Genomic DNA, 14,181 nt, shown 5'->3' with positions numbered 1-14,181 from the left:
TCTCCTTATTTCACTACTGGCTGTTGGTTGGCTGCAGCATCAATAACATCGACACCAACCGCCTGCGCGATTTTTTGATCAAACTCTGGACGGAAATATTTAATCGCACTCATTAGTGGTTCCATCGCACCTGGGGCATGCGCACAGAACGTTTTACCAATCCATAAATCACGCGTCAGGCCTTCTAGTTTTTCTACATCGCCCACTTGCCCTTCACCATCATTGATGGCGGTAAGCAGCTTGACACCCCACGGTAGACCATCACGGCATGGTGTACACCAACCACATGACTCGCGCTGAAAGAAAATCTCAAGGTTACGTAGTAATGGCACCATGTCTTGTGATTCATCGACGACCATAATCAGACCAGTACCCATACGGCTACCAGCATTTTGAATGGTGTCAAAATCCACCACCACATCCAAATGTTCTGCGGTCAAAAAGTCAGTCGAGGCGCCGCCCGGTAGCCAAGCTTTCAGTGTTTTACCATCTTTCATACCACCCGCTAAATCTTCAATGATTTCGCGAGCTGTATAACCAAACGGTAATTCCCAAAGGCCTGGATCATTAACCAATCCTGAGCAGCCAAATAGTTTGGTGCCCGGCGTTTTACTTTTACCTTTAATCTCGGATAGTGATTGATACCACTCTACGCCGTGATTCAAGATGGCTGGCATATTGCATAAGGTCTCAACGTTATTGACAACCGTTGGTCTGCCCCATGCACCAGAGATTTGCGGGAAAGGGGGTTTGGTACGTGGGTTAGCACGGCGACCTTCTAAGCTGTTAATCAATGCGGTTTCTTCACCGCAGATATAACGCCCAGCGCCAGTATGCACATGCAGATTGAAGCTAAAGTCTGAGCCAAGAATATTGTCGCCCATTAGATTATTGGCCAGACATTCTTCAATAGCCGCAACCAAACGCTCAGCAGCCAATATATATTCACCGCGGATAAAGATATAGCCGTCAGTCGCGCCGATAGCGTGCGCAGTAATGAGCATGCCTTCAATCAACTGAAACGGCAGACGCTCCATCAATAGACGGTCTTTAAAGGTACCCGGCTCCATTTCATCAGCATTACAGATGAGGTAGCGTGGCAAGCCGTCTGGTGGTGACATAAATGACCATTTAAGACCGGCGTTAAAACCTGCACCGCCACGACCTCTGACGTTGGCTGCTTTAATCATATTGCCGACGTCTTTAGGCGACTGAGACAATGCTTCTTTTAGGCCCGTAAAACCTTTTAGAGATTCATAAGTGGCTAAATCGAGTACAGCATCATGATGTGCCAAACGCCATGTCAGCGGTTTGGTTTCGCTAGTGGCTGTGGCCTTATCACCATAAATTGGAACACGCTGTGCGTTTAGCTGGCTTGGCGCTTGGCCTTGACCGCGACGAGCAATCTGCTCTGAAATCGTTAAACTCATGCGTATAGCTCCAATAATTGCGCGACCTCGGAGGGCTGGACAGGACCATAAGTGTCTTCATCTATCAGCACCGCAGGACCTTTATCACAGTTACCCAAACAGCAAATCGGTAATAGCGTAAAACGACCATCAGCAGTCGTCTGGCCGTACTCAATATTTAATTGCGCTCTGATTTCAGCCGATAACGCCTCATAACCGGTCAAATAACAAGCCACTGAATCACAAATGAGAATGACGTGACGACCGACAGGCTGACGATAAATACGGTTAAAAAACGTGGCAACACCGTCCATATCTGACATCGGAATATCTAAGATATTAGCAATAGCATTCACTTGCGCATCATCGACCCAACCGTTGCGCTTTTGCACGATTTTTAGCGCGTCTAACGAGGCAGCACGTGCTTGTGGGTAATGGTGCATAAACTCATGAATGGCAGCAATTTCCTCAGCAGTGAGGATACTTGCCACATCTACTTTTGGCATTTTATCGGAAACAATTTTCATAATCTTTTATCTTTCCTCACTCATCACGCTTTATCACACTACAACGACTGTCTAAACATTGACTATCATTGCACTGAAATATTACAGCATTTTGGTGTGCCATTTGGCAGTAATATATTGATTAACTTATCTTTTTTTAAAACTATAATTCTTTGAGCAAAGCTCTATTCTTAGGTGAAAGCACTAGCGATCACAATCCGCCATCACAATATCAATCGATGCCAAATACATAATGGCATCGGATACCAATGAGCCATTAATCACCGATGGCATCTGCTGCAGGTGCGCAAATGTCGGCGTACGGATACGAGTACGATAGCTCATCGTCGCTTTATCGGAGGTGATGTAATAACTGTTGAGACCTTTGGTGGCTTCAACAATCGTGGTGCACTCACCCGCTGGCATCACAGGACCCCAAGATACTGAAATAAAGTGATTAATAAGCGTTTCGATATCATTTAGCGTACGGTCTTTCGGCGGCGGTACTGCTAGCGGATGATCAGCTTTGTATGGACCTTGTGGCATATTATCCATACATTGGCGGATGATGCGCAATGACTGACGCATCTCTTCAACTTTCACCATACAGCGGTCATAAGCATCACCGTTGTAGCCAACCGGTACTTCAAAGTCGTAGTTCTCATAGCCCATGTACGGACGCGCTTTACGTAAATCAAAATCCAAACCTGTTGCACGTAAGCCTGCGCCTGTCACACCCCAAGCCAATGCTTGCTTAGTGTTATATTGTGCAACACCTTGAGTACGACCTTTTAGCACACTGTTTTGCAATGCCGCTTTGACGTATTCGTCCAAGCGTTTTGGCATCCACTCTAAGAACTCACGAACCAAACGCTGCCAGCCACGCGGCAGGTCAGCAGCAGTACCGCCGATACGGAACCACGCTGGGTGCATACGATAGCCAGTGACGGCTTCGATGACATCATAGGCTTTTTGGCGATCGGTAAACATATAGAATACCGGCGTCATACCACCCGCATCCTGAATAAAGGTACCGACGAACAGCAAGTTATTGGTAATACGGAAAAACTCACTCATCATCACGCGGATGGTTTCAGCGCGCGGAGGGATAGTAATACCGGCAAGCTTTTCAACCGACATGATGTACGGCAGCTCGTTCATTACGCCGCCAAGATAGTCGATACGGTCGGTATAAGGAATAAATGAGTGCCACGTTTGACGCTCCGCCATTTTTTCGGCGCCGCGATGGTGATAGCCAATATCAGGGATACAATCAACGACTTCTTCACCGTCAAGCTGCAACACCAAACGAAAAGCACCATGAGCCGATGGATGGTTAGGACCAATGTTCAAGAACATAAAGTCTTCATCGCGACCTGAGCGCTTCATGCCCCACTCTTCTGGAACAAAACGCAGGTTTTCTTGCTCGTATTGTTGCTTGGCGGTATTCAAGAAGTAAGGGGTAAATTCAGTCGCACGCGCATGATACTCTTTACGTAGCGGATGACCTTCCCAGTATTTTGGTAATAAAATGCGAGTCAAATGCGGATGCCCACTAAAGACGATACCAAACATGTCCCACACTTCACGCTCGTACCAGTTGGCATTTGGCCAAATTTGGGTGGCGCTCGGTACATTGAGATCGTCTTCGTCTAGCGCGACTTTGATACGGACATCACTATTACGCTCAAGCGACATCAAATGATAAAACACCGTAAAGTCACTGTCAGGCAAACCCGCGCGATGCTGGCGTAAACGCTCATCTATCGCTGACAAGTCAAATAGCATGACGTACGGCTTAGGCAGTTTGCGCAAAAATAAGAGAACATCTAATAAATCAGCACGCGCTACCCAAACCGTTGGAATCTCATCAACAGTGTGCTGTACCACGAATTTGCCAGCATATTTATGCTCTAGCTCTTTGATAACTGCTGGAACAGGCTTAATCTTAGGATCTGTGTTTTCGACTACCGTGACCATGAATGATGCATTCCTTCATTAATCATAACTAAACTATGTCAGTCATAACCGAGCTATGTCAGTCATAACCAAGCTATGTCAATCGTAACTGAGCTATGATAAGCGCATAAAATTTTGGATTTTTGCTGTGAATCTAAATACTCTCTAACACTTAAATACTCTCTAACACTTAAATACTCTCTAACACTTAAATGCTATCTGGGCTACGTAAGTTTTTGACCGCGATACGATCCGCTTGCTTACGGTCACGCTCAGGGGTCATTTGTGGCTTATAAATACCCTGCTCATTGACATGAATACCCAGCGGACGACGCTCTTTGGTAATAGATTCTTGTAGCAGCATCAAACCTTGAATCAACGCTTCTGGACGCGGCGGACAACCCGGTACATAGACATCGACGGGTATTATTTTATCCACGCCTTGCACGACAGAATAGATATCATACATACCGCCCGAGTTGGCACAAGCACCCATCGAGATGACCCATTTTGGCTCAAGCATTTGCTCATAGAGGCGCTGAATAACGGGGGCCATTTTGACGAAGCAAGTACCAGCGACGATCATCACATCGGCCTGACGCGGTGAAGCACGAATAACTTCTGCCCCAAAGCGTGACAAATCATGAACCGCGGTTAAAGTAGTGGCATATTCGACGTAACAGCAAGACGTACCAAAGTTAAATGGCCATAATGAGTGCTTGCGCCCCCAGTTTGCTGTTGAATGAACGAGGTCTTCAAGACGACCCATAAAGACGTTTTTATTGACTTCGTCTTCGATAGGATCGTTGACTGTTTGACTGGTCTGTGCAGGATAGACATCTGCATCAGGGTTGGCTTTTGTTAATGTGTATTTCATAACATACAACCTTTATATTAGGCTCAGCGTGGCAATTATCTTGTCCTCACTAGCGCCATAACTTCTATTATTAATAAGTGACCATTAATATAAATCGACTGCCATATTCTTTACAATCTTGTCGTTATCATATTGTTGCCACTAGCTTTGATCTTTATAACTTTTTATCAAACCTATTATCAAACCTAGATATCAGTTTTAAAAGCCAATAACTATAAGCAAAATAGTTAGCGCTTATTATCCTGATGCGCAGACGTCGCAAAGTCCACAGAAGTAACATTACCTGTGGTATTAATATGATCGATATTTTGTAAATGACGACGATTGGTCTCAATATTATTTGAGACATTAATCTGTCCTGAGGACTGCGCAGGTATTTTACCCGTCGGGTCGACCATCAGCTCATCGACACCATCAAACTTAGTGATGTCTGCTAAGTTAAAGCCAGCAGGCGCAGTATAGAGACGCACTTTTTTACGCAATTTGTCAGCAGGTGCCCAGTTTAGCGCCCCCAGACTTAAAGCGTATACCAGACCAATTAACAAATCAATGATAAAGGTCGCCGCCGCAATAAACCCAGCCCAGCCAGTTTCACGAACGGAAACGGCGTAAGCGTATAAGTACAGCGCTTCTAAATCAAAAATAACGAAGAAGATGGCCACCAAATAGAATTTGGCAGACAAACGAATACGGGCGTTGCCAGATCCGACAACACCCGCTTCAAATACTTCTTCTTTTTGTGAGCCATGAGAGCGACCGCCAAGTAAGCGCGGAACGACCAGCATAAAGACAACTAGCCCGATAGCGGCTAAAATAAACGCAACTGCTGACCAATTAAAAGCAGACATGATAATACGTGCTCCTCACCCAATCGAGTGTTAAGCGCAGCGCAGATACACCAGTTAAGGCAGTCTTGCGACAGGCGTAACGCAGACGAAAACACAAAGTAACTGTCAGCGAGCCACTTTATACAAGTAACTCAATGACTATTATAGGTACTGTGCTGGTAATAACCAATTATCAAGCTTATTGACGACGGTGTCAGACGTGACCAACTGTAGAATTTCCGGTACGCGCGCGGAGAAAGCTGGTCGCCTAACGCATCTTCTAACAACGTAAGATCAACGTATTAAATCAATATCATATTTGATGTTTTATTTAATTGATTTAATAGCTCATTACACGTGGTCAATAATGACGTGACAACTGGCATAAATTATTTACGTACTATACGCATATCATGGCCCAAAAGCTAGTTTTTAACTGTATTGTACGGTCACTTTATAGGCAAAAAAAACATATTTTTTTTATTATAAATTATGATATAGACGTTACCTTATATTGATGTCAAATAATTATATTTTATGGTCAACTGTCATCAATTTTTACCGCTAGCCACTGTCAGCACTTTAGCTGCCAAATACTGCATGCTTTATCATGCCACTATCATTAGCTAACTCCTTCCCCAAAGTGGTGGTTTTTGCTTTATAATAGCCCACCTAATTTCAATGACACACAGTCAATAAACTGTAGATTTTATTAGCGTTATTATCTGATTTATGTATTTAAAAATATCGCTCCGCTATCAATTTTAATGATATATACCGCGCTCTTTTAGCTATGCGGCTATAGTCTGCCCACTATAAAATCACTACAGCCTCGACCTCGATTACTATACTAAGGTATAGCTTACATTCGGTTTCCTTGTCTTGTACTGGTGTTATTTTGGATTGACTGTCTTAGCTCTACCCTCTTTTTTGCTTTTGTCTTACAGGTCACCTTATGAGTCAACTTAATCCCAAACAACAAGAAGCGATGCTCTACGTATCGGGCCCATTGCTCGTACTAGCAGGTGCTGGCTCCGGTAAGACGTCGGTGATTACGCGCAAGATTGCGTATCTGATTGAAGAATGCAACATGCCAGCTGAGCGCATCACAGCGGTGACCTTTACCAATAAAGCGGCGCGTGAAATGAAAGCGCGTGTCAGTAAATTGCTACCGAGTGAAAAAACCCGCGGGCTGACGGTATCAACTTTTCACCAATTTGGTCTGCAGTTTTTACGCTATGAGCTGATTCATACGCCTCTAAAAGGTAACTTCTCTATCATGGACAGCGACGACAGTAAGCGTTTGCTGATGGAGCTGATGATGCGCGACAACTTAAGCGGTGCGGAAAGTCGCGAGCTGGTTGGCAAGGCCATTAAATTCATTTCTGACTGGAAAAATGATTTGGTTGAACCTGACAAGGCGATGGAAACCTTAGACGACCCAGAAGATATGATTTTTGCCACCCTATATGCATTATACGAGCGTAATTTGCGGGCTTATAATGCCGTCGATTTTGATGACTTGATTGTCTTGCCGACCAAAATCCTGCGTGAAAATCGAGAGCTGCGTGATAAATGGCAAAACCGTATTCGTTATTTGCTCGTCGATGAATATCAGGATACCAATACCGCGCAGTATGAGATGATTAAATATTTGGTCGGGCCACAAGGGCGTTTTACTGTGGTTGGCGATGATGACCAGTCTATCTATGCGTGGCGAGGCGCTAAGCCTGAAAACATGGCGCTACTAAAAGAAGATTTTCCAAAGCTTAAAATCGTCATGCTTGAGCAAAACTATCGCTCGACCACGCGCATCTTGACTTCTGCTAACGCCGTTATTATGAATAACGAGCATTTATTCGAAAAGAAACTGTGGTCAGATAAAGGGCAAGGCGAAAAGATTCGCATTATTAATTGCCGTAATGACGACGACGAGTCTGAGCGCGTGGCAAAAGAAATCGTCACGCATAAATTGCGTTTCGGTAATGAGTGGGAGCAGTACGCGGTTCTGTATCGCAGTAACTTTCAGGCACGCATGCTGGAGGCACAATTGCGTCAACTGCAAGTGCCTTATAAACTATCGGGTGGTCAGTCGTTCTTTGCCCGTAGTGAAATCAAAGACATCATGGGTTATCTGCGTCTTATCCTAAACCCAGAAGACGACAGTGCATTTTTACGTATTATCAATACGCCCAAACGCGGCATGGGACCGGCAACGCTGGAAAAATTAGGCTTGTTTTCGCAAGAGCATAGCATCTCATTATTAGCCTCTTGCACGCACGCCGGTCTTGCTCACGTCTTGCCATCGAAGGCTTATGGCACAATAAAAGAGTTTGGTGAGTTCATCGAGCATTATACCCGCGAGCTAGATCAACACCCTGACCCTGTTCCTATTGTGCGCCAGATGATTGATGAGACCGGTTATATTGACTTCGTCCGTAGCGATGCCAAAACGCCGCAACAAGAAAAGAACCGTATCGATAATATCGACATGCTTTATACCAGTATTCAATCGTTGATTAATCGCGCGGAAGAAGATGAAGACCGTACCATTGATACCATTATTCGCAAGCTGGTGTTACTCGACATGCTTGAGCAACAGCAAGAAGAAGAAAACACCAACAAGGTCAACCTAATGACCTTGCATGCGGCAAAAGGTCTGGAGTTTGATTTCGTTTATATCATGGGCCTTGAGGAAGAGATGCTGCCACATCGCAACTCTATCATGAGCGAGACGGTCGAAGAAGAACGGCGTTTGATGTATGTGGGTATTACCCGAGCCCGTCGTGAGCTGACGTTGACTTTAGCGACTCAGCGCCGCGCCGGTGGGCAGATGCGCGTGACCTCTGAATCACGCTTTTTAGATGAATTACCAGAAGATCATATCGACTGGCCAGCCAAAGCGAAAAAGAAAAAAGCGACCAAAGATCCAGAAGCCGTCGCTGATGAATATTTGGCCAATATTCGTGCCTTGCTGGGTAAACGCTAGACCGATAAAAATCGTAACATGGCTAGTGGCTAGAACATGCACTAGCCACTAGCCATGTTACATTGAGCGCCACACCATTAGCATGAGGTTAATGGTTGGCAAAAAAACTATTCACTCACTACTCTGGAACGATTATGCCTGCTCCCACGCCTACTCCTGATCGTCAGCCAACCTTGCAGGCAGATTATAATCCGTTAGAATATAGTGCCGAATATAAGCTGTTATATCTACAGGAACTGGTCGCTAAAGACTCGCATAGCGACATCGCTGAGTTCTTAATCAAGCAGTCAGAGTATGAGATTGCCAACCTACTCGAATCCTTCCCGACGCAAGCGCGGCGCATTATCTGGGCGCAAGTCCCTGACAACTTAAGAGGTGAAGTCCTCGCTGAGCTGGACGTAGATACGCGCCAGCCCTTGATGGAAAACATCTCTTCAAAAGAGATATCGCTTTTTACCCAAGACCTTGATGCGCAAGATATCTCTGAGATTCTAGACACCGTTACTGAGAGCGTGCGTACCTCAGTCATGGCGACTTTAGATGAAGATATTAGGATTCAGGTTAATAAGCTCGATACCTATGCCGACTGGGAAGTTGGTAGCTATATGGATCCCGACCTCATCCAAGTGAAGGATGATATTAGTCTGGCGCAAGTACAGCAATGGCTGCGCGAAAACGACGACTTACTTGATGATCAAAGCCAAGAGCTACTGGTCGTCGATCAAGGTCAGCAGTTACTTGGGCTACTCAGTCTGGTCGATTTGATCAAGCATGATCAGAATACCTTGGTCTCAGCGCTGATTGATAATGCGATTACCATTAATGATCGCTTAGACATTCAAGATGCTGCCGCGATTTTTCGTTCAGAAGACATTCGTTTTGCCCCAGTGATTAACAGTCATGGCGAGCTGGTTGGTCAATTAAATGGCGAAGACATCATGGAAATTATCCAAGATGATGTCGACAGCACCATGAAAAATCTTGCTGGTGTCAGCCAAGATGAAGAGCTGTTTGCGCCTATTTTAACCAGTGCCAAAAGCCGTAGTATTTGGCTTGGCATCAACTTGTGTACCGCGCTTTTAGCCGCAGCGGTGATTGGTCAATTTGAAGAAGTATTGGCGCAAGTGGTGGCGCTGGCGATATTGATGCCCGTGGTTGCCAGTATGGGCGGCATCGCTGGCTCGCAGACGCTGACCGTGGTCATTCGCGGTATGGCGATGGGTCAAATCGGTGGTTCTAACCGTCTGTGGTTACTCAATAAAGAACTGTGGGTCGGTGCGATAAACGGTATCATCTGGGCGATAATTATGGCGTTTATCGCGCAACTGTGGTTTCATGATATTAAAATTAGCTCGGTGATCGGTTTTGCTATTGCCATTAATATGACCGCTGCCAATGTATCGGGCATTAGTATTCCATTGGCATTGAAACGCATGAATATCGATCCTGCGCTGTCCGCTTCGGTTATCTTAACCACCGTGACTGATATCGTCGGCTTTATGTCATTCTTGGGCTTGGCAAGCGTGCTGATTCTTTAGTAAAACCGTTATTAGAAGTTAAATCCCAAAAGTTAAAAATCAGCAGCTATTTATAATAATAGTTGCTGTTAAGTATATTTAAAATACTCAAAGTTAAAAATGTGATTCGTTCTATTTATAAAACATAAAATCAACTTAAATCAAAAAATCGTTAAGTGAGTGCGTTATGCAAGCTGTACAAGTCAAAGTATTAAACCCTAAAATCACTGAAGATAAAGCATTTTCTCTACCAACGCGCGCCACCGATGGCAGTGCCGGTATTGACTTACGTGCTTGCATTGACGAGCCTTTAACGATTAAAGCAGGTGCCACGCATTTAATAGGTACTGGCCTCGCCGTTTATATTCAAGATCCCAATTTTGCGGGGATGATTTTACCGCGTTCAGGTCTGGGTCATAAGCATGGTATTGTTTTGGGTAACTTGGTCGGCTTGATTGATGCCGATTATCAAGGTGAGCTGATGGTCAGTATTTGGAATCGCAGCAATGAAGACTTTGTACTCAACCCAGCAGAACGTATGGCACAGTATGTGGTCGTACCCGTCGCCCGCCCAGAGTTTGCAGTGGTGGCAGAATTTAGTGATACCAGCGCGCGCGGTGCGGGTGGTTTTGGACATTCTGGTCGTCAGTAGCATTGAATATAAGCATTAAGCATTATTGGATTTTCATTTAGCATCAATCGCAGCAATAAAAATAATCAGCGATTTTTTGTTTCACCACTAGCCCATTTATTACGACTATAAGGAGAGTAAGCGATGCCGTCTTTTGCTGCGCAGCACTCCTTATTTCGTGCTTATGATATTCGCGGCGACGAGCAGTACTTTACGCCAGATTTTATAAAGGCTTTGGGCAGCGCCTTTGTACGACTTTACAAAAGCTATAATGCTGCCAAACATGGCAAGCTCATTGCTAATGGCGATACTGCTAACAGCGATATTTGTAAAAGCCATGCTAAACCGCATCATACACCAAAAGAAACCACGGTCATCATCGGCTATGATGTACGCTGCGATAGCGATAGCATGGCTCAGGCATTAGCGACCAGCCTGCAAGAGCAAGGCCTGCAAGTGATTAATTTAGGCTTGGTCACTACACCGATGATGGCATTTTGGACTGAGCAATACGACGGTCATGGCATCATGGTCACCGCCAGTCACTCTGCCAAAGGCATTTTGGGTATCAAGTGGCTGGTTGGCAACGCCTCTCCTAGTGCCGAAGATATTCAGTTGCTTTATCAAGATTTGACAGCGTTTGCGGCTAACCAACGCAACAATCAAAATGACAATAACAGTGACAATGGCAATGACAGCCCTAAACTCTCAAATGCATGCCACAGTGATGACGCTACAGCACCGTCGATATTATCCGTTATAGGCTTGCCGACTGATATTGTGGCAGCGCCTTATATTGATGCCATTGCCGATGTATTTATCAGTATCTATCCCGATCAAAGCCTGTCTGCTAGCAACAAGCGAACCTTTAAAAAACTTGATCTCACCATCGTTATTGACTGTATGCATGGGGCGACCAGTAGAATCGCCCTGCCGTTATTCACGACCTTCTGTCAGCGCGTCATCATCATCAATGACACGCCTGATGGTAGCTTTCCCATGGGCAACCCTGACCCTACTGAACCGAATCGATTGGCCGAACTGCAACAAACCGTCATCGTAAATATTGCCGATATTGGTCTGGCATTCGATGGCGATGGCGATCGATTAATGATTGTCGACAACAGCGGTAAAGTGATTATGCCTGACCATCTACTGTATTTGCTCGCCTCAGTTGCCATTAGCGAGCGTCCAGAACCGTGGCAGGCTGATACCGTGAGCCCGCAAGTACTGTTTGATATTAAATGCTCACACCATCTGCCTATGCTCTTAAGCGACTTGGGGGCGACTCCCATTCTAAGCAAAACCGGCAGTAGCTTAATGCGGCAACAGCTGCGGGTCGATGACAGTCAAATCCTATTCGCAGGCGAGTTATCTGGACATTTTATTTTTAACGACGGTTATTTTACTGCTTATGATGATGCGATGTACGCCGGCTTACGGCTGCTGCATTGGCTGGTATATAGAGCAGCACTTGCTGATAACGCATCAGCCGCCGTTGGTCTATGGGGCGAAGCCATTGAGACCTCCCGCCCTCCTCGGTTGACTGATATCACCCGTCAATTACCGACGTTGGTCAGTACAGCGGATCATTATTTACCTTTACCCAATAGCGCGTCTCTACAATGCCCAATCGTGCAACAGTTAGCAGAATTTTGTTATTATCTACAACGTTTGGTTACGCCGCCTTTTGATGACGTCGACAATACCTTGGCTGCGGCTCATGGCTCATCATCATGCTCTTGTGTGTCGAGTGTCGAGCATACGACCTTAGCCCAAGCCAAGCAATTGTTACCGAGTGGCACTCGGCTGACCTGTATTGATGGCGTACGCTTAGATTTCGCTCATGGTTTTGGCGTATTGCGCCAATCAAACACCAGCCATCATTTGACCGTGCGCTTTGCTGGCGACAGCTTAGCGGATTTAAAAGACATACAAGCACGCTTCGTAGCGCTCTGCCGTCCCTTTGATAAAAATTTGGCAGCGCAGATTGCAGACCTTATTTCTGAATAACCAGCCTTTTAAACCCATATCTTTTAGGAGTTAGTCATGACGCTTAATCTGGATGAAGCCAAAATCACCGCTGAAGTATTGACCACAGCGCTGCCCTATATCCAACGCTACGTCGGCAAACTAATCGTCGTCAAATACGGTGGTAATGCGATGACTGATCCTGAGCTTGAGAGCTCTTTTGCACGTGATATTGTGCTACTAAAGACAGTAGGTATGCATCCGGTAGTGGTGCACGGCGGTGGACCGCAAGTCGATAATTTGTTAAAGGAGCTCGGACGCAAATCTGAGCGTATCGATGGTATGCGAGTCACTGACAAAAGCACCATGGATATTGTCGAGATGGTACTAGGCGGCGGCGTCAATAAATCTATCGTCAGCTTAATTAATAAACATGGTGGTAGCGCTATTGGACTTACCGGTAAAGACGCCAACCTGATCCAAGCTAAGAAAATGTTGATGACAAAAATTGATGACGATGGCCGCGAAGTGCCAATAGATTTAGGTTATGTAGGCGATGTGGTCAGCGTTAATAAAGAGGTGATTAATATGCTTATCTCCTCCAATTTTATTCCTGTGATTGCGCCGCTTGGTGTTGATAGCGAAGGCAATACCTACAATATCAACGCTGATTTGGTCGCGGGGAAAGTCGCTGAATTTTTACAAGCGGAAAAGCTCATGCTATTGACCAATATAAAGGGTGTGCTGGGTCGTGACGGCGAAGTCGTGACTGGACTCACGCCAAAGAAAGTCGATGGTCTTATTGAAGATGGCATTATCTCAGGTGGTATGATTCCTAAGATTCAATGCGCGCTTGACGCAGTACGTAGCGGCGTAAAAAGCGCGGTTATCGTCGATGGTCGTGTCCCGCATGCCACGCTGTTAGAGATTTTTACCAACGAAGGTGTTGGTACGCTGATTAGTCGTGAAATCGATGCTGCTATGAGCTAGCGATAAGCTCTCAAATTCAAATATGAAAAATCCCGAACCTAGTCATTGCTAAGTTCGGGATTTTTTGCACTTGACCAAAATTTCCTTTACGAAAAGTTTATATCGAATGCTTCTTCATCAAAACCGCACAATAAGACCGCCTGATCCTTATTCTTAAGCTGACCTTCGACGATCGGACGTTTAATCATGCTGGTATTTTCGACAAGTAAATCAATGGCATTAGTTACATTAGTATCAGCGGCTTGCTTTTGCTCATCGGTGAGCTTACGCCATGTGGTACCGCGCTTGTTTAATACTTTATCAATGCCAAGCTCGTTGACCCAACGCTGAAGCGTTTCTTTATCGATACCTTGTTTTTTATAATCATGAAAATCATAGCTGATGCCTAGCTCATCGAGCTTAGTAAAAGCCTTTTTCATCGTGCTACAAGATTTAATACCGTAAATAGTGATGGTCATAATTAATCCTTAAGGGGTTATATTTAGCGCGTACTTTTATTTAATCA

The 14,181-nt window shown here is 45.2% G+C and carries 11 protein-coding genes; 5 read left to right on the top strand and 6 right to left on the bottom strand.

Features of this window, described 5'->3' with window-relative positions:
* Nucleotides 1-5: 5 nt before the first annotated feature.
* The 5 genes from nuoF to ndhC all read right to left on the bottom strand — a co-directional run bounded on the left by nuoF (nucleotide 6) and on the right by ndhC (nucleotide 5,599).
* Complete coding sequence (gene nuoF / locus CXF65_RS06975; protein ID WP_101211527.1) at nucleotides 6-1,430, bottom strand: NADH-quinone oxidoreductase subunit NuoF; 1,425 nt, start codon at nucleotides 1,428-1,430, stop codon at nucleotides 6-8.
* Nucleotides 1,427-1,936 (bottom strand): NADH-quinone oxidoreductase subunit NuoE, encoded by a 510-nt coding sequence (nuoE, locus tag CXF65_RS06970; RefSeq protein WP_101211526.1) that lies wholly within the window; start codon nucleotides 1,934-1,936, stop codon nucleotides 1,427-1,429. The genes nuoF and nuoE overlap by 4 nt, the downstream gene beginning before the upstream one ends.
* Nucleotides 1,937-2,119: 183 nt before the next feature.
* Nucleotides 2,120-3,895, bottom strand: a complete 1,776-nt coding sequence (gene nuoC / locus CXF65_RS06965; RefSeq protein WP_101211525.1) for an NADH-quinone oxidoreductase subunit C/D — start codon at nucleotides 3,893-3,895, stop codon at nucleotides 2,120-2,122.
* A gap of 187 nt (nucleotides 3,896-4,082) precedes the next feature.
* Nucleotides 4,083-4,751 (bottom strand): NuoB/complex I 20 kDa subunit family protein, encoded by a 669-nt coding sequence (locus tag CXF65_RS06960; RefSeq protein WP_010198893.1) that lies wholly within the window; start codon nucleotides 4,749-4,751, stop codon nucleotides 4,083-4,085.
* A 227-nt stretch (nucleotides 4,752-4,978) separates the two neighbouring features.
* Nucleotides 4,979-5,599: an NADH-quinone oxidoreductase subunit A gene (gene ndhC / locus CXF65_RS06955; RefSeq protein ID WP_101211524.1), complete on the bottom strand. Its 621-nt coding sequence runs from the start codon at nucleotides 5,597-5,599 to the stop codon at nucleotides 4,979-4,981.
* A 934-nt stretch (nucleotides 5,600-6,533) separates the two neighbouring features.
* Between ndhC and CXF65_RS06950 the strand changes: the two genes are divergently transcribed.
* The 5 genes from CXF65_RS06950 to argB all read left to right on the top strand — a co-directional run bounded on the left by CXF65_RS06950 (nucleotide 6,534) and on the right by argB (nucleotide 13,676).
* A complete protein-coding gene (locus CXF65_RS06950; protein ID WP_101211523.1) occupies nucleotides 6,534-8,567 on the top strand; it encodes a UvrD-helicase domain-containing protein in 2,034 nt (677 codons plus the stop codon).
* Between the two features lie 134 nt (nucleotides 8,568-8,701).
* Nucleotides 8,702-10,105 (top strand): magnesium transporter, encoded by a 1,404-nt coding sequence (gene mgtE / locus CXF65_RS06945; protein WP_101211522.1) that lies wholly within the window; start codon nucleotides 8,702-8,704, stop codon nucleotides 10,103-10,105.
* A 166-nt stretch (nucleotides 10,106-10,271) separates the two neighbouring features.
* Complete coding sequence (gene dut, locus CXF65_RS06940) at nucleotides 10,272-10,736, top strand: dUTP diphosphatase (RefSeq protein ID WP_101211521.1); 465 nt, start codon at nucleotides 10,272-10,274, stop codon at nucleotides 10,734-10,736.
* A 123-nt stretch (nucleotides 10,737-10,859) separates the two neighbouring features.
* Nucleotides 10,860-12,728: a phosphomannomutase gene (locus CXF65_RS06935; RefSeq protein WP_101211520.1), complete on the top strand. Its 1,869-nt coding sequence runs from the start codon at nucleotides 10,860-10,862 to the stop codon at nucleotides 12,726-12,728.
* A 36-nt stretch (nucleotides 12,729-12,764) separates the two neighbouring features.
* A complete protein-coding gene (gene argB / locus CXF65_RS06930) occupies nucleotides 12,765-13,676 on the top strand; it encodes an acetylglutamate kinase (protein WP_101211519.1) in 912 nt (303 codons plus the stop codon).
* A gap of 86 nt (nucleotides 13,677-13,762) precedes the next feature.
* Here argB and CXF65_RS06925 read toward each other — a convergent pair whose 3' ends face one another.
* Nucleotides 13,763-14,134 (bottom strand): arsenate reductase, encoded by a 372-nt coding sequence (locus CXF65_RS06925; RefSeq protein WP_101211518.1) that lies wholly within the window; start codon nucleotides 14,132-14,134, stop codon nucleotides 13,763-13,765.
* Nucleotides 14,135-14,181: the final 47 nt, after the last annotated feature.

This window comes from Psychrobacter sp. Sarcosine-3u-12 (assembly GCF_002836005.1).
In the GTDB taxonomy this organism is placed as follows: Bacteria; Pseudomonadota; Gammaproteobacteria; order Pseudomonadales; family Moraxellaceae; genus Psychrobacter; species Psychrobacter okhotskensis.
Note: the sequence above shows the minus strand (reverse complement) of the source record. Positions and strands in the feature narration are given on the sequence as shown.